The sequence below is a fragment of the Marinospirillum sp. genome, assembly GCF_035271045.1.
In the GTDB taxonomy this organism is placed as follows: domain Bacteria; phylum Pseudomonadota; class Gammaproteobacteria; order Pseudomonadales; family Halomonadaceae; genus Marinospirillum.
The window spans coordinates 86,942-102,226 of the sequence record NZ_DATESC010000015.1 but is presented as its reverse complement, the minus strand read 5'-3'; the positions used below and the strand labels follow the sequence as shown (position 1 = coordinate 102,226).

The window sequence follows — 15,285 nt, the reverse complement described above, 5'->3', positions numbered from 1 at the left end:
TAGGTAATGATCAGTGCGATCTGAAGTGTTAAGGACACGTCAAGTCGTGAAGATCCTACTAAGGTAGCTACTTTAAGGTAGAGAGTAATAATGAAGACTACTGTTTCTGCAAAGCCAGAAAGCGTTAAACGCGATTGGTTCGTGGTAGACGCCACGGATAAAACGCTAGGTCGTCTAGCCACTGAGCTAGCACGTCGCCTACGCGGTAAGCACAAACCTGAATACACACCTCACGTTGATACTGGTGACTACCTAGTTATCGTTAACGCTGAAAAAGTACGTGTAACAGGCAACAAAGCTAAGGGTAAAATTTACTACCGTCACACAGGTTTCCCTGGCGGCATTAAAGAAATGTCCTTTGAAAAACTGATTGCTCATGCGCCTGAGCGTGTTATTGAAGGTGCTGTAAAAGGTATGTTACCTAAAGGTCCTTTAGGTCGTGCTATGTTTGCTAAGCTAAAAGTTTACGCCGGCGCGGAACATCCGCACGCTGCTCAGCAACCACAAGCTCTGAACATTTAACGGAAGGTCGTCATGTCTGCTAATCAAAACTACGGCACCGGCCGTCGCAAAACCTCTACTGCTCGTGTTTTCTTAACGCCAGGCAGTGGTAAAATTTCTATCAATGGTTCTAGCCTGCAAGACTATTTTTGTCGTGAAACGGCACAAATGATTGTTTTGCAACCACTTGAGCTAACTGACAATGTTACTAAGTTTGATTTGTTTATCACGGTTGCTGGTGGTGGTTCAAGCGGTCAGGCTGGGGCAATTCGCCACGGTATTACCCGTGCGCTAATGGATTATGATGAATCTTTACGTGCCGCTTTACGTACTGCTGGTTATGTAACCCGTGATGCGCGTATGGTTGAACGTAAGAAGGTCGGTCTGCGTAAAGCGCGTAAGCGTCCGCAATACTCCAAGCGTTAAGACTCGGAGTTTTGGCTACGGCCAACCAAAGAAACGCCTGGCCGCTGTAGGTTGGGCGTTTTTTTTTGTAATAATAAAAATTTTATTAAGTATTTTAAAAAAAGTTCTACCACTAAATCACTAGTGTTTATAAGGTTTCCTTTCTTGTGTTAGTGAGCGCTTTTTTTTAAGATTAACCATATTTAAAAAATGGTTCAGGTGTCGTTTATCACTTGGATGAAGTTTTGTCGATGGGGAGAACCTTAAATGAGTAATGATGGCGTAAACAAGGGGCGGCGACGCTTCCTCGTTGCTGCGACATCCGTCGTCGGGGCGGTGGGCGCAGTCGGGGTTGTAGTACCTTTCGTTGCCTCGTGGAATCCCAGTGCTAAGGCGCGTGCAGCAGGTGCACCGTCTCGGGCTGATATTTCAAAATTAGAAGCTGGGCAGCAAATGACGGTTGAGTGGCGTGGTAAACCCGTCTGGATTATCCGTCGTACCCCTGAAATGTTGAAAAATTTAGAAACAGTTGAAAGTCGTTTAGCGGATCCTAACTCGGATGTTACGAGTCAACAGCCAAGCTATGCTAAAAACCGTGGGCGTTCAATTAAGCCTGAGTTTGCTATAGTTATTGGTATTTGTACGCACTTAGGTTGTTCACCTACCTTCCGTCCTGAAGTTGCACCTGCAGATTTAGGTGCTGATTGGTTGGGTGGTTTCTTTTGTCCTTGCCACGGTTCACGCTTTGACTTGTCTGGTCGTGTTTTGCGTAGCCAACCAGCACCAACAAACCTTGAAGTCCCCCCCCACAGTTACATTGATGATTATTCAATCGTTATTGGTGTTGATGAGGAGAATGCATAATGGCTGGTCACCGTAACAAAGGTAATCCAGGCCTTATGGGTTGGATTGATGATCGTTTCCCCGCTACTGCTATGTGGGAAGATCACCTAAGCAAATACTATGCGCCTAAAAACTTTAACTTCTGGTATTTCTTTGGTTCGCTAGCTTTGTTAGCGCTGGTTAACCAAATTTTAACCGGCATTTGGCTAACCATGAGCTACAACCCTTCTGCTGAAGGTGCGTTTGCTTCCATGGAATACATCATGCGTGATGTTGAAATGGGTTGGCTTATTCGTTATATGCACTCAACGGGTGCTTCTGCTTTCTTTATCGTCGTTTACCTGCATATGTTGCGCGGTATGATGTACGGTTCTTACCAAAAACCTCGTGAATTAATTTGGATTTTTGGTATGGCGATTTACCTAGCATTGATGGCTGAAGCCTTTATGGGCTACCTACTACCTTGGGGACAAATGTCTTACTGGGGTGCTCAGGTTATTATCTCTTTGTTTGGTGCCATTCCTGTTATTGGTGGTGATTTAGCTCAGTGGATTCGTGGTGATTACCTGATTTCTGGTATTACGCTAAACCGCTTCTTTGCGCTACACGTTGCTGCATTGCCTATCGTTATCATTGCATTGGTTGTACTACACATTCTTGCACTGCACGAAGTGGGTTCTAACAACCCAGATGGCGTAGAAATTAAAAAAGACTTGGATAAAAACGGCGTACCTTTAGACGGTATTCCTTTCCATCCTTATTACACTGTGAAAGACATTGTTGGTGTTGCAGTATTCTTGTTTGTGTTTGTTTTGATTGTGTTTTACTTCCCAGAAATGGGTGGTTACTTTATTGAAGCGCCTAACTTTGAACCTGCTAACCCGCTAAAAACACCTAATCACATTGCACCTGTTTGGTATTTCACACCTTTCTATGCAATTTTGCGTGCGATTACCTTCTCGATCTTTGGTTTAGATGCTAAATTTTTAGGTGTACTCTTTATGGGTGCGGCCATTGCAATTTTATTTGTATTGCCGTGGTTAGATCGTAGTCCGGTTCGCTCTATTCGTTACAAAGGTTGGATGAGTAAAGTGGCTTTAGTACTTTTCTGTATTAGTTTTGTGGTTTTGGGTGTGTTAGGTGTATTGCCTTCAACACCGCTTTACACTTTACTTGCTCAAATTTGTACTGCAATTTACTTCTTGGTTTTCATTCTGATGCCTTTTTACACCAGAATTGAAAAATGTAAACCAGTTCCAGACAGAGTGACAGGTTAATGAAAAAGCAACTACTAGCAGTTTTATTTGCGCTGGTGCCTGCCCTTTCAATGGCTGCAGGCCCTACAGCAAAACTGGATGCAATAACTCCAGACCTGTATAATTTTGAGTCCCTACACAATGGTGCGCGTTTATTTGTTAACTATTGCATGGGTTGCCACTCAGCTGAATACCAGCGTTTTGCACGTACGGCGGAAGATTTAGGCATTCCTCAAGATGTGATAGAGCAAAATTTAATTTTAAACCCACAGACTGCTTATAACGATCAAATGCGTATCTCTATGACTAAAGCCAATTCAACGGTTTGGTTTGGTACGCCACCACCCGATTTAAGCTTGATGGCGCGTTTAAAAAGTCCTGAGTACATTTACACTTTCTTACGTGGTTTTTACTTAGACAGTGAAAAGCCTTGGGGTGTCAATAATACCGCGTTTCCTGACGTGGGTATGCCTCATGTATTAGCCGATTTGCAAGGCGTTAACCGCTTAGCTTGTGACCCTAATGCCATTAGTGCTGAAACGATCGACCCTTTAAAAGGCAAGATAGCTAACCCGCGTGATTGCTTTAAAGAAGTTACACCGGGCAGCCTTTCACCTGCTGAGTTCGATAAGGCAGTTTATGACCTAACTAACTTTATGGTCTATGTCGCTGAACCAAGCAAGTATCAAGCTAATGCTATAGCACCTAAAGTATTGATTTTCATTGCTATCTTCTTCTTCTTTGCTTACTTATTGAAGAAAGAATACTGGCGTGATATCAAACATTGATCCATTTATTATGATTAATGTGTGTAAAATGATGTAAAAGTAGGCAAAAGGCGTGCGGCTAGCTGTGCGCCTTTTGCTATTTCAGGCCTATAAGCGTTATAGTAGTTGGCTGAATGTATAACGAGGATTTATTAATGAGCGTTGCTACCAAGCGTTCTTCCATGACCTTTTTTTCGGATAGTGAAGATCACTACAGCCATCGTGTACGTATCGTTCTAGCTGAAAAAGGCGTTACTGTTGATTTATTAGAGATCAATCCTAATAATAAGCCAGAAGAACTAGCGGATCTTAATCCCTATAACAGCCTTCCAACTTTGCTTGATCGTGACTTAGTACTTTATGAGTCTAAAGTGATGATGGAATATCTGGATGAGCGATTTCCTCACCCACCTTTATTGCCGGTTTATCCTGTTGCGCGTGCACAAAGTCGCTTGTGGGTTTATCGCATAGAAAAAGAGTGGAGCCCCTTAGTTGAGTTGCTAACTCACGAGCCTACAGGTAAAAAAGCTGACAAAGCGCGTAAAGAATTACGGGAAAGTATTATTGGTGTTGCACCTATTTTTACTGACCGTCCTTTTTTTATGAGTGATGAGTTTAGTTTGGTTGACTGTTGTGTATTACCTATTTTGTGGCGTTTAAAGCACTTAGGTATAGAGTTACCAGAAAAACAAGTTAAGCCTTTATTGGAATATATGGAGCGTTGCTTCAGTCGAGATGGTTTTATCGATAGCCTTTCTGAAGTCGAACGCGAAATGCGTTAATAAGGAGTCCTCATGTCTGCTTCTAGCCGTCCTTATTTATTGAGAGCCATTTATGAATGGTTACTAGATAATAACTTAACACCGCACATTGTTATTAACACTAATATGCCTGGTGTTGAAGTACCTTCGTCTCATATCGAAAATGGGCAGCTAGTCTTGAATATATCGCCCGATGCTTGTCGCAACTTGCTGATGGGTGATGAAGAGGTTACTTTTAGTGCTCGCTTTGGTGGTGCTTCTAGGCAGATTCTTGTGCCTGTTAGTGCTGTGGTTGCTATTTATGCGCGTGAAAACAGCCAAGGCATGGTGTTTGGCCAAGAGCCTAGCTTAGCTGTTGAAGCCGATGCATTGGTTAAAATGCCTAAAGCTAAGGATACCTCGGCTTTAGACACTAAAACTGTTGATAAGATGGCCAGTAAAAAAATTACTCACCTTAAAGTAATAAAGTAATGCTCACTGTTGGTTAGTGGCCGCCAAAGAGTTGTTCATCAATTAAGTCACATAAACAATGAATGACTAATAGATGAACCTCTTGGATGCGTGCTGTGACTGTTGATGGCACTCTGATTTCACAATCATTAGCACTTAAAAGTGCTGCCATGTCCCCGCCGTCCTTACCCGTTAAAGCCACAACGCGCATATCACGTTCATGTGCTGCTTGTATTGCCTGTACTACGTTGGCTGAATTGCCACTGGTTGAAATTGCTAACAATATATCGCCTGGCTGACCTAACGCTCTAATTTGCTTAGAAAAAATTTCATTATAACTGTAGTCATTGGCAATCGAGGTTAGTGTTGATGTATCAGTCGTCAGTGCCATCGCGGGCAAACCGGGTCTTTCACGTTCAAAACGGTTAAGCATTTCTGAAGAAAAATGTTGTGCATCACCTGCTGAACCGCCATTACCACAACTAAGCACTTTACCGTCATTTAACATGGCTTCTACCATCATACGGCTAGCCTGTTCTATTGGTTTAGGTAAAACTTCACTGGCTTGTACTTTGGTGTCTATGCTGGTGTGGAAGTGTTGCAAAATTCTATCGTTAAAACTCATATTAACTCCCAGTTAATAAAGTGCTGAAAATAATCAGAATGCATTTTTAATCCAATTTTCACAGATAATCTGCTGGTTGCTATCAAAAGTCATCGCCAGCACATCAAAACGGCAAGCCGGTAGTTGTTGCCAACGGTTCATATAAAAATACGCTGTTTTTTGTAGTTTTTTTTGTTTGGCTAAATTAACGCTAGCGGCAGCGCCACCAAATAGCTGGTTTTTTCTAAAGCGCACTTCAACAAAAACCAGTTGTGCTGAGTCTTGTAAAATAAGATCAATCTCACCCATTTTACAGCTAAAGTTGCGTTCAATCAGTTGCAAGCCCTGCTGCTGTAATAACACTGCAGCGGCATCTTCAGCTGCTTGTCCAATGCGTTGTTTATCGGTTGGTGCTTTAATGGGTGTTGCAGCAGGTTTTGCTATCATGGCTGCTAGTCCGAGGTTATTTGGTCGACTAGCTGTTGCTTGTCGAACGCATCTGCTGTTAAAGACTCCACTTTGCCTTTATTAAACTGTGCCCATTGTAACTCGCGTTTAATGCGCCGATTGGTTTGGCTTAAACGCCCAGTCGCACCGTCGATACGAATTTCAGGCAAAGCATTCAATAAAGGTAAGCGCTGTGCAAGCAAATAAGCATCAGCGCCCATCGCATAAAGCCTGCCATAGTTGACCATTTTATCGGGCCAAGCTTGCCTAACGGTTTGTTCAAGCGTGTTACCTTCTTCTAAATACCAAGGGATGTCACAAAAAATAATACCATCCATGTCTTTATCACGGCTAGGATCACTGGCACCGCTGTAAACCGAAGAAGTGGCTAATACGGGTAAGTTTGAAGCCCTTAAAAAGCTTAGCGCCGGTTTTATTTGTCGTGCATCAGCGGATGTTGCATGAATAAATAAGAAGTCGCTATCTTCTCTGGGTCTAGGTGAAAAATGTGGACGTTTACCTAATAAGTTAATAATGCGTCGATGCCTTTGTTCGCTCAGCTGCACCTCTAATAGTTCTCTAAGTGATTTATCTAAGGTTAGCGTTTTACCATATTGGCGTGAATGCGTAATTTCACCGCCTAGTTTTTGCCAAGTATCTATAAAGCTTTGTTCTATGCGTGTGCCCCAATTACTTTCAGGTGTTAATACTAAGGCGCGACGAAAACCATTTTGCCAAGCTTTAAGCGCAATTTGTTCGGCTTCATTTTCAGCCGATAAGCCAAATTGGTACAGGCTTTTATTACGAAACTTTTCATCATTGCCATAGTTAAGTGCTAGCGTGGGTAAAGGCAAATTGGAACGCCTTTCTAACAGATCTACTTGTGCTTTAGCCAGCGGGCCAATGACGACTTCTACGCCATCTTTTTTAGCTTGATTATAAAGGTCATCAAGTAGCGCACTTTCCGCATTATAAAAAGTGATTTTAGGGGCCGGATAACCTTTGTTAAGCGCATCTAGCTGTCGAGCAATGAGCGCATCACGTAAGGCATTGGCGGAATCTGCCATAGCGCCACCTTCGGGTAAAAAAACGCCCAAGTGCTGTACTTGTTGTTGACTAAGCTTAGTTAAAAGCTCTATTTCCTCCGGCATAAAGGTTTGTGCTGGGTGGTATGGCCAAGTCTTGTGCCAAGCTTTTAAGCGGCTTATAAATAGCTCAGGTTGTTCGGTTATCATTTGCCTAACCAACGCTAATTCAAGCCAGCCTAGCAATAAAGGCTGATTTTCTTTTTCTTGTAAATCGCGCAGTGTTTCGCCATTCATTTTTAGTAAATTAAGCCATAAAGCTTGATAAGCGACTTGCTGCTGATTTTTATCCTGGGTAATTAAGGCTTGATTATGACGCTGCTGTAAAGCGTTGCTATAAAATCCAGTCAACATAAACGCGTCGGCTTTATAGCCAAAGAATAAGTATTGCTGTTGCTGATTTAAATTAGGCAGTTGTTGGATAAAGCGATCAATCAGGCGCAAAGCTAGCCAGCCATCATCTAAAGCAAGGCTGCTAATGGCGGCAACTTGTAATGCTTGCCAGTGGTGATTAATCGGCAGTAAAGACGTTTGCAGCGTTTGCAGTAAGTCTAAGCTTTCTTGATACCTTTGCTGCTGTGTTAACCTAATCGCTGTTTCAAGTCTTGCTAGCTGAGTTTCAATTTCAGGGTTAGCATTAACCGACCGTTCGTTAATGACTATTTGTTGAATTGGTGTTTCTTTTGTTTTACCTGAACAACCAACCAGCATTAGCAGCAGTAAACATAATACACCTAGCCGATAGAAGCCTGACTGCCTGAAGTGAGGCGGATAGGCTGATAATTTTAATGTCACTCTGGTTGATCCTTTCATGACTTGTAAAACCCCAGTAATTGAGCCAACTATAGAACTAACGAATTCTTCATCCATTGATGCAGCAAATAATGCAGCAGAGCATAGCAAAAAAAATGCCACCTTGTATGTTGTTGCTACGCCCATTGGTAATCTTGACGATATAACTGCCAGAGCGCTGCTTATTCTACAGCAGGTAGATTTAATTGCAGCGGAAGACACCCGTCACAGCGGCCGTTTATTAGACCATTATCAAATTAAAAATCGCCTGATTTCTTTGCATGACCACAATGAAAACTCACGCGCTGAACAGATTATAACCTTGTTAGGTCGGGGTAAGTCGATAGCGCTTATTTCTGATGCGGGTACACCGTTAATTTCTGACCCAGGCTATACCTTGGTAGCCAGTGTGCGTAAAGCCGGTTTTGATGTTTTGCCGGTGCCAGGTGTTAGCGCCTTAATTGCTGCTTTAAGTGTGTCTGGTTTGCCAACTGACCGTTTCTTTTTTGCTGGATTTTTACCAGCCAAAGAACAAGCCCGTACTCAAGCCTTACAAAATTTGGCGCAGCAACAGGGCACTTTGATTTTTTATGAATCACCGCACCGGATTTTAGCTAGCTTGCAAAGCATGATTAATACGCTAGGTGGTGAACGCCAAGCTTGTTTGGCTAGAGAAATAACCAAACATTTCGAAACTTATTTAACCACCAGTTTGACTGAGTTATTAGCAAAAGTAACGGCTGATCCCAATCAACAAAAAGGTGAGTTTGTGCTGTTGGTTGAAGGTTTTACCGGTCAAGCACCCGATGTGGCTTGGGTTGAAGCGTGTCGTTGGCTGCAAGAATTAAAAGATGCGATGCCACCGTCCAAGGCCAGTGCTTTGGTGGCACGTATGACTGGCGTAAAAAAGAAAGATTTATATCAGTGGATGTTAGACAGTGGATTTGATAGCAAAGCTTGAGTAGAAGACCGTTTGTCTATATCCTTTCGCAGCGGAAGTCGGCTGGACAGTCGCCGCCACTGTTTACGGTGGGGGAGGAAAGTCCGGGCTCCACAGGGCAAGGTGCCAGGTAACGCCTGGGAGGCGCAAGCCTACGGAAAGTGCCGCAGAGAATAGACCGCCGATGGTTGCCTTTTTAGGAAGGCTTCACAGGTAAGGGTGAAAAGGTGCGGTAAGAGCGCACCGCGCGGGTGGTAACACGCCGTGGCAGGGTAAACCCCACCTGGAGCAAGACCAAATAGGAATCCATTAGGCGTGGCCCGCGCTGGATTCGGGTAGGTCGCTTGAGCCTTGGAGTGATTCAAGGCCTAGAGGAATGACTGTTCACGACAAAACCCGGCTTACAGGCCGGCTTCCGCCCTTATTTTTGTTTATTCTTGAGTTGATTATGCCCACAAATACGCCAGCGGCTGCACCCGATGTACATCTAACTGTACTTTTAGAAGAAGCCGTTGCTGCTTTAGTGACTCGACCTGACGGTTATTACGTGGACGGTACCTTTGGTCGTGGTGGTCACAGTCGCCAAATTTTACAGCAGTTAACGACCGAAGGACGCTTGTTGGGTATTGATAAAGACCCGCGTGCTTTAGAAACCGCCGCACTGCTAAAAAATCAAGATTCACGCTTTGCTATTTGTCATGGTTCTTTTATTGAATTAGCCAGTTTTTTGCAACAACAGGGTTGGGCAGGTGTTGATGGTATTTTGCTGGATTTGGGCGTATCTTCGCCGCAGTTAGACGATGCTAGTCGTGGCTTTAGTTTTATGAATGACGGCCCATTAGATATGCGTATGGACACTAGCCGTGGCCTAAGTGCTGCAGAATGGCTAGCTAAAGCTAAAGAAGAAGAAATCAGCGATGTGCTGTACCACCTAGGTGAAGAGCGTCATTCACGCCGCATGGCAAGAGCCTTAGTTAAAGCGCGGCAAGAAGAACCCATTACCCGCACCAGTCAGCTAGCTGAAATTGTTAAAGCGGCTAACCCTAGTTGGGAAAAGCACAAACACCCTGCTACTCGTGCTTTTCAAGCTATCCGTATTCACATTAACCGTGAATTAGATGATTTAAAAGATATGCTCGATCAAGCGATGGATTTGTTATTGCCAGGTGGTCGTTTGGTGGTTATCAGTTTCCATTCCTTAGAAGACCGCATTGTCAAACGTTTTATGCGTGATGCTGCGCGTGGCGATGCCCATTTGCCGCATGATATGCCTTTTCGTCAAGATGAATTAAACATCACCTTAAAATTAAAGAGCAAAGCCGTTAAGCCTTCAGCAGTTGAAGTCGAACGTAATCCACGTTCACGCAGTGCGGTTATGCGAGTAGCGGAAAAGCTTAATAAGGTTGACTAGGTGAGGCGCTATGCTTTTTACAGCACTCAATAAATACTACCAACTTTTTAAATTAGCCTTGCCCTTACTTAGGCTTTATTGGCCCTTGTTATTGCTGATTATTTGTTTGCTAGTCAGTGCTCATTGGCTTATTCAAGTGACCCATCAATCCAGAAGTCAACACGTCCGTTTGCAAACCTTAGAAGGCGAAAGGGATGCCTTGCAAGTTGAATGGGGGCGTTTATTGTTAGAAGAAAGTGCATTTGTTTCGTCTGCTCGCCTAGAGCAATTAGCGCGTCAAGCATTAGATTTGCACCTGCCAGAAGGTAAAGACTTGCAAATTAAACGTGTGACTCAGCCATGAATAGCTTGGTTGTTTCACCTTGGCGTTTACGTTTTGTTGCTTTGGTTATTATACCGCTGTTGCTGCTGTTAGTAGGTCGCTTGGTGCATTTGCACTTATTTGAAAGAGAGTTTCTTAAACGCCAAGGTGATGTGCGAACGTTGCGCGTTGAACCCATTCCAGCCAACCGTGGCATGATTACTGATCGTCATGGTGAACCCTTGGCGATTAGCTCGCCTATTACCACCCTTTGGGCTAATCCTAGTCAATTACCGCAAGATGGCCCATTGCTTAATGCCCTAGCTAAAGCACTAGATGAAACCCCCAGTGATTTTTTTGCGCGTTTAAATCGCTACGCTAACCACGAGTTTATGTATTTAAAGCGTCAAGTTATGCCGGATGTAGCAGAAGCAGTGATGGCGCTAAAAATCTCTGGTGTTTACGCCCAAGATGAATACAAACGTTATTACCCAGCGGGTGAAGTAGCGGCGCACTTGGTGGGTTTTACGAATGTTGACGAACAAGGCCAAGAAGGTTTAGAACTGTCTTGGGAGCATTGGTTAAAAGCTACGCCTGGTCGTAAACGCGTCTTAAAAGACTTAAAAGGCCGTACTGTGCGTAACCTTGCCGTGCTACAACCGCCGCATCCAGGTCAAACTTTAACGCTGAGTTTAGATATGCGTTTGCAGTATTTGGCTTACCGTGAATTAAAAGCGGTGGTTGACCAGCATCAAGCCGTGTCGGGTAGTATTATTTTGTTGGATGCTCGCAGCGGTGAAGTCTTAGCAATGGTTAATCAGCCTGCATTTAATCCTAATAATCGTAATTTTTTAGACCTTTCCAAATTGCGTAACCGAGCATTAGTCGATGTCTTTGAACCGGGTTCAGTGATTAAACCATTAAGTATTGCGATAGCGCTGCAATCAGGTTTATTTAAAGCCGATCAATTAATTGATACTGCGCCGGGTAGAATGAAATTAGGTAATAGAATAATACGTGATGCGCGTAATTACGGTGAAATAACCCCTGAAGGCATTCTTGTGCATTCCAGCAACGTAGGCGTAGCACGAATGACTTTAGCGCTGCCTGAAAACCAACTCATTGATTATTACGGTGAATTAGGTTTTGGGCGTTCAACGGGTACGGGTTTTCCTGGTGAAGCTTCAGGCGTTTTGCCCGGTGGTTTTGGCATTACTCGCACTTCACGCGCTACCTTGTCTTATGGTTATGGTTTGTCGATGACTTTAGGTCAGCTAGCTCAAGCTTATATGGTTTTAGCCGATCATGGCCGCTTGCATCCGTTATCTTTATTAAAAGTAAATGATCCAGTAACCCATCAGGTATTTGACCCTGAAGTGGTGGCAGCCGTTTTAGAAATGATGGAAAAAGTTGTGCAGCCTGGTGGTACGGGTACACGTGCTGCTATTAAGGGGTATCGTGTGGCAGGTAAAACAGGCACGGTTCATAAACTAGGTAAAACAGACGGTTATGAGTCAGGTGATTATATCGCCACTTTTGCAGGTATAGCACCTGCCAGCGACCCACGTTTAGTCGCTGTCGTAATTATTGATAGCCCTAAAGGGCAAGAGTATTTTGGTGGTCAGGTGGCTGCTCCGGTGTTTGGGCGTGTTGTTGGTCATGCGTTAAGAATATTGGATGTACCACCGGATAACCTTGAACAAATGGAGTAAGGGGTAAAAAATACCATGAGTCTTTTAAGGTTAACAAAAGCCAAGCAGTTAAACGACTGGGCTGTTTTATGGCCAAAATTGACGGCTATTTTGGCTAATCAGCCCTTATCGACTCGTACGTTTACACGTTTGGTGCATGACAGCCGTTTAGTTGAAATGGGAGATGTTTTTTTTGCTTTAGTTGGTACTCAGCAACAGGGTTTAGCTTTTGTGGAACAAGCGTGGCAGCGAGGTGCATTGTTGGCAGTGACAGACGGTGATTTAGCTTTGGAGCAGCACGCTTCTGGCTGGTTATTAAAACTACCGCAGTTACGTGCCCATCTAGGTGCCTTGTTAGCTTTGAATACTCAAGCGCCCTTATCAAAAATACGTACTCAAGCAGTGACAGGTACTAACGGTAAATCTTCAGTTGCGCATTATTTATGCCAAGCTTGGCAGTTATTAGGTAAACGCAGCGCCTTAGTTGGCACGCTGGGTAATGGTGAGTTACATCAATTACAAGCCGCTACGCACACCACGCCAGATATTTTTGAATTGCATCAACTTTATGCAGATTGGGCAGCGCAAGGCATTGAACAAGTAACCCTTGAAGCTTCTTCTCATGCGTTGCATCAGGGACGTTTAGATGGCTTGTTAATGACCAGTGCTATTTATACTAATTTAAGCCGCGATCATTTAGATTATCACGGCAGCCTTGAAGCTTATGCCAGCGCCAAGCAACAATTATTTTTACGCCCTGAACTAGAAACGGCGGTGATTAATTTAGATGATCCAGTGGGCCAGCAGTGGCTAATAAATTTACAAAACTCAACCCATCAACCTAAACAATGTTTTGGTTATAGCCTTAAACCGGCTACAAAAGAGCAAGTTTTATTTAATTGGATTACTTGTTTAAATGTTGTGCAAGCTACTTATACGTTGGATGGCATTCAAGCCGAACTGGTTTATCAACAACCGCTGCATCAGCAAAAAAATTACCATTTAACGTTACCCTTGTTAGGTGCGTTTAATTTGGCCAATGCTTTAGCGGTTATGGCTGCTTTATTAGCCGAGGGTGTTGCTATGCCACAAGTTTTAGCTGTATTGAATCAGTTACAAGCCGTACCGGGACGAATGCAGCGAATTTTTTTAAACCCTTCGGCTGTTCCTCAATCGGCTGCTTTACTCCAAGTAGTGGTTGATTATGCTCATACGCCCGATGCTTTAGAGCAGGCCTTATTAGCCTTGCGAAAACATTGCCAAGGCAAACTTTGGTGTGTGTTTGGTTGTGGCGGTAATCGTGATACGGGTAAGCGTTTTTTGATGGGTGAAGTGGCGCAGCGGCTTGCAGATAAAGTGCTGATAACGGATGATAATCCACGTTATGAAGATTCAGCAAGCATACGCCAAGCCATTTTAGTGGGCGCTGGTGCTGATGCTTTGGAGGTTGCTGATCGACAACAAGCCATTCAAATGGCGATTACCCAAGCCGTAGCAGGCGACTGGGTATTAATTGCCGGTAAAGGCCATGAAACGTATCAAGAAATAGCAGGTCAGCGTTTACACTTTAATGATCTTGAGCAGGCGCAACAGGCCTTAATGAGTAAAAAGCGATGATGCACCCTTTAACTTTGCAACAGCTAGCCACTTGTGTGGGGGGGACAGTTCAAGGTCAAACTAGCGTGCTAGTGCAGCGTGTTACGCTTGATGCACGTCAAGTTGATGCCGGTACTTTGTTCGCTGCTTTGGTAGGGCAAAGGGTTGATGGGCATGACTTTTTAGACCAGGCCCAAAATAATTACGCCAGTGCTGCTTTGGTTGAGCGTTGGCAGCCAAGCCGTTTACCGCAAATTAAAGTCACCTCAGTTATTACAGCTTTAGCTGATTTAGCCAGTTATAATCGTCAACTTTTTACAGCGCCTTTAATTGCAGTGACAGGCAATAGCGGCAAAACCAGTGTTAAAGAAATGCTAGCCGCCATATTGATGGCACATTATGGGCAAATTTTGGCGACGCGTGGTAATTTGAATAATGCGTTAGGCGTACCTTTAACCTTGTTAGGCTTACAGCCGACTCATGCTGCTGCGGTGGTTGAGTTAGGTGCTAATCATTTACAAGAAATTGATTATTTGGCGCGTATTGCTCAACCTGACATGGCGATTATTACTAATGTAACAGGGGCGCACTTGGGTGAGTTTGGCAGTATGCAAGCCATTGCGACTGCTAAAGCTGAAGTGCTGGCACACATTAAATTAGGTGGTTGCCTAGTCTTAAATGCCGATGATGCTTTTTATGATTTTTGGTTGCAACAAGCAAAACAGCAAGCTACGGGTCAAGTAATCAGCTTTGGTTTTCAGCAAGCCGATGTTGTAGCCAAGAAAGTACAACTCGATAAATTGGGCAATGCCCGTTTTACGGTGGTTACGCCTTGGGGTGAAGAGGCAATACGTTTACCGCTGCCGGGTAAGCACAATATTGCCAATGCACTAGCAGCAATCGCAGCAGCAGGGCATTTAGGTGTGCCTTTAGCCACGCAAGCTCAGGCTTTAGAAACTTTACAGCCGGTAGCAAGGCGTTTACAGAGAATCAACGCTTGGGGTGGTGCTCTCGTGCTTGATGATAGTTACAATGCCAGTCCTGATGCAGTTAAATCAGCGATTGATTTATTGGCTGCTTTACCAGCGAGTAAGAAATTATTGGCTTTAGGAAGCTTGGCCGAGTTAGGCGAAGCAACTGATAACATTCACATCGAGTTAGGTGCGTATGCGCGACAAAAAGGATTGGACGGGTTATTTGCTTTGCAGGGTAAGGCAAGTTTAGCGGCTAAAGCATTTGGTGAAGGTGGTAAAGTAGCCGTTAGCCATGAAGCTTTGGCTGAATTACTAAAGCCAGAACTTAATGTGGATACCTGTTTGTTAGTGAAAGGTTCACGTACAGCTGCTATGGATAAGCTGGTTGATTTATTAGTGCCATTAAATAAGTAAATAAGAAGCACCAAACTTTAAATCCCATTTAACTACTAAGATGAAAT

At 43.8% G+C, this 15,285-nt stretch carries 16 protein-coding genes and 1 other RNA gene; 14 read left to right on the top strand and 3 right to left on the bottom strand.

What is annotated here, in order from left to right; all coding sequences use genetic code 11:
* Positions 1-90: 90 nt before the first annotated feature.
* The 7 genes from rplM to VJY63_RS06010 all read left to right on the top strand — a co-directional run bounded on the left by rplM (position 91) and on the right by VJY63_RS06010 (position 5,004).
* Positions 91-522, top strand: a complete 432-nt coding sequence (gene rplM / locus VJY63_RS06040) for a 50S ribosomal protein L13 (protein WP_324049036.1) — start codon at positions 91-93, stop codon at positions 520-522.
* Between the two features lie 12 nt (positions 523-534).
* Positions 535-927 (top strand): 30S ribosomal protein S9, encoded by a 393-nt coding sequence (rpsI, locus tag VJY63_RS06035; protein WP_324049034.1) that lies wholly within the window; start codon positions 535-537, stop codon positions 925-927.
* A 246-nt stretch (positions 928-1,173) separates the two neighbouring features.
* On the top strand, positions 1,174-1,770 hold the full coding sequence (gene petA / locus VJY63_RS06030; protein WP_324049032.1) for a ubiquinol-cytochrome c reductase iron-sulfur subunit: 597 nt from the start codon (positions 1,174-1,176) through the stop codon (positions 1,768-1,770).
* Positions 1,770-3,026 (top strand): cytochrome bc complex cytochrome b subunit, encoded by a 1,257-nt coding sequence (locus VJY63_RS06025; RefSeq protein ID WP_324049028.1) that lies wholly within the window; start codon positions 1,770-1,772, stop codon positions 3,024-3,026. The genes petA and VJY63_RS06025 overlap by 1 nt, the downstream gene beginning before the upstream one ends.
* Positions 3,026-3,793, top strand: coding sequence for a cytochrome c1 (locus VJY63_RS06020; RefSeq protein WP_324049026.1), 768 nt, complete (start codon positions 3,026-3,028; stop codon positions 3,791-3,793). Before VJY63_RS06025 ends, VJY63_RS06020 begins: the two co-directional genes overlap by 1 nt.
* A 134-nt stretch (positions 3,794-3,927) precedes the next feature.
* Positions 3,928-4,554, top strand: a complete 627-nt coding sequence (locus VJY63_RS06015; RefSeq protein WP_324049024.1) for a glutathione S-transferase N-terminal domain-containing protein — start codon at positions 3,928-3,930, stop codon at positions 4,552-4,554.
* A 12-nt stretch (positions 4,555-4,566) separates the two neighbouring features.
* The gene (locus VJY63_RS06010; protein WP_324049022.1) at positions 4,567-5,004 is read left to right on the top strand and encodes a ClpXP protease specificity-enhancing factor; all 438 of its coding nucleotides are present in this window, start codon (positions 4,567-4,569) and stop codon (positions 5,002-5,004) included.
* A gap of 13 nt (positions 5,005-5,017) precedes the next feature.
* Here VJY63_RS06010 and VJY63_RS06005 read toward each other — a convergent pair whose 3' ends face one another.
* From VJY63_RS06005 to VJY63_RS05995, 3 genes are read right to left on the bottom strand one after another with little or no spacing between them, the layout of a single operon-like run.
* The gene (locus VJY63_RS06005; RefSeq protein ID WP_324049019.1) at positions 5,018-5,608 is read right to left on the bottom strand and encodes a phosphoheptose isomerase; all 591 of its coding nucleotides are present in this window, start codon (positions 5,606-5,608) and stop codon (positions 5,018-5,020) included.
* A gap of 33 nt (positions 5,609-5,641) precedes the next feature.
* Complete coding sequence (locus tag VJY63_RS06000) at positions 5,642-6,034, bottom strand: YraN family protein (RefSeq protein ID WP_324049017.1); 393 nt, start codon at positions 6,032-6,034, stop codon at positions 5,642-5,644.
* A 5-nt stretch (positions 6,035-6,039) separates the two neighbouring features.
* The gene (locus VJY63_RS05995) at positions 6,040-7,914 is read right to left on the bottom strand and encodes a penicillin-binding protein activator (RefSeq protein ID WP_324049014.1); all 1,875 of its coding nucleotides are present in this window, start codon (positions 7,912-7,914) and stop codon (positions 6,040-6,042) included.
* A gap of 16 nt (positions 7,915-7,930) precedes the next feature.
* Here VJY63_RS05995 and rsmI point away from each other — a divergent pair, with 16 nt between their 5' ends.
* From rsmI to VJY63_RS05960, 7 genes are all read left to right on the top strand, one after another.
* Positions 7,931-8,872, top strand: a complete 942-nt coding sequence (rsmI, locus tag VJY63_RS05990) for a 16S rRNA (cytidine(1402)-2'-O)-methyltransferase (RefSeq protein WP_324049012.1) — start codon at positions 7,931-7,933, stop codon at positions 8,870-8,872.
* Between the two features lie 34 nt (positions 8,873-8,906).
* Positions 8,907-9,271, top strand: an RNA gene (rnpB, locus tag VJY63_RS05985) — RNase P RNA component class A.
* Positions 9,272-9,299: 28 nt separating this feature from the next.
* The gene (gene rsmH, locus VJY63_RS05980; RefSeq protein ID WP_324049010.1) at positions 9,300-10,262 is read left to right on the top strand and encodes a 16S rRNA (cytosine(1402)-N(4))-methyltransferase RsmH; all 963 of its coding nucleotides are present in this window, start codon (positions 9,300-9,302) and stop codon (positions 10,260-10,262) included.
* Between the two features lie 10 nt (positions 10,263-10,272).
* Positions 10,273-10,605: a cell division protein FtsL gene (ftsL, locus tag VJY63_RS05975; protein ID WP_324049008.1), complete on the top strand. Its 333-nt coding sequence runs from the start codon at positions 10,273-10,275 to the stop codon at positions 10,603-10,605.
* On the top strand, positions 10,602-12,275 hold the full coding sequence (locus tag VJY63_RS05970) for a peptidoglycan D,D-transpeptidase FtsI family protein (protein ID WP_324049006.1): 1,674 nt from the start codon (positions 10,602-10,604) through the stop codon (positions 12,273-12,275). Before ftsL ends, VJY63_RS05970 begins: the two co-directional genes overlap by 4 nt.
* Before the next feature lie 15 nt (positions 12,276-12,290).
* Positions 12,291-13,871 (top strand): UDP-N-acetylmuramoyl-L-alanyl-D-glutamate--2,6-diaminopimelate ligase, encoded by a 1,581-nt coding sequence (locus VJY63_RS05965; protein ID WP_324049004.1) that lies wholly within the window; start codon positions 12,291-12,293, stop codon positions 13,869-13,871.
* Entirely contained in the window at positions 13,868-15,238 is a 1,371-nt protein-coding gene (locus VJY63_RS05960) for a UDP-N-acetylmuramoyl-tripeptide--D-alanyl-D-alanine ligase (protein ID WP_324049002.1), read from the top strand. The genes VJY63_RS05965 and VJY63_RS05960 overlap by 4 nt, the downstream gene beginning before the upstream one ends.
* Positions 15,239-15,285: the final 47 nt, after the last annotated feature.

Coding starts and splice junctions, on each gene's coding strand:
- rplM (WP_324049036.1), top strand. CDS start 91: ATGAAGACTACTGTTTCTGCAAAGCCAGAAAGCGTTAAACGCGATTGG.
- rpsI (WP_324049034.1), top strand. CDS start 535: ATGTCTGCTAATCAAAACTACGGCACCGGCCGTCGCAAAACCTCTACT.
- petA (WP_324049032.1), top strand. CDS start 1,174: ATGAGTAATGATGGCGTAAACAAGGGGCGGCGACGCTTCCTCGTTGCT.
- VJY63_RS06025 (WP_324049028.1), top strand. CDS start 1,770: ATGGCTGGTCACCGTAACAAAGGTAATCCAGGCCTTATGGGTTGGATT.
- VJY63_RS06020 (WP_324049026.1), top strand. CDS start 3,026: ATGAAAAAGCAACTACTAGCAGTTTTATTTGCGCTGGTGCCTGCCCTT.
- VJY63_RS06015 (WP_324049024.1), top strand. CDS start 3,928: ATGAGCGTTGCTACCAAGCGTTCTTCCATGACCTTTTTTTCGGATAGT.
- VJY63_RS06010 (WP_324049022.1), top strand. CDS start 4,567: ATGTCTGCTTCTAGCCGTCCTTATTTATTGAGAGCCATTTATGAATGG.
- VJY63_RS06005 (WP_324049019.1), bottom strand. CDS start 5,608: ATGAGTTTTAACGATAGAATTTTGCAACACTTCCACACCAGCATAGAC.
- VJY63_RS06000 (WP_324049017.1), bottom strand. CDS start 6,034: ATGATAGCAAAACCTGCTGCAACACCCATTAAAGCACCAACCGATAAA.
- rsmI (WP_324049012.1), top strand. CDS start 7,931: ATGACTTGTAAAACCCCAGTAATTGAGCCAACTATAGAACTAACGAAT.
- rsmH (WP_324049010.1), top strand. CDS start 9,300: ATGCCCACAAATACGCCAGCGGCTGCACCCGATGTACATCTAACTGTA.
- ftsL (WP_324049008.1), top strand. CDS start 10,273: ATGCTTTTTACAGCACTCAATAAATACTACCAACTTTTTAAATTAGCC.
- VJY63_RS05970 (WP_324049006.1), top strand. CDS start 10,602: ATGAATAGCTTGGTTGTTTCACCTTGGCGTTTACGTTTTGTTGCTTTG.
- VJY63_RS05965 (WP_324049004.1), top strand. CDS start 12,291: ATGAGTCTTTTAAGGTTAACAAAAGCCAAGCAGTTAAACGACTGGGCT.
- VJY63_RS05960 (WP_324049002.1), top strand. CDS start 13,868: ATGATGCACCCTTTAACTTTGCAACAGCTAGCCACTTGTGTGGGGGGG.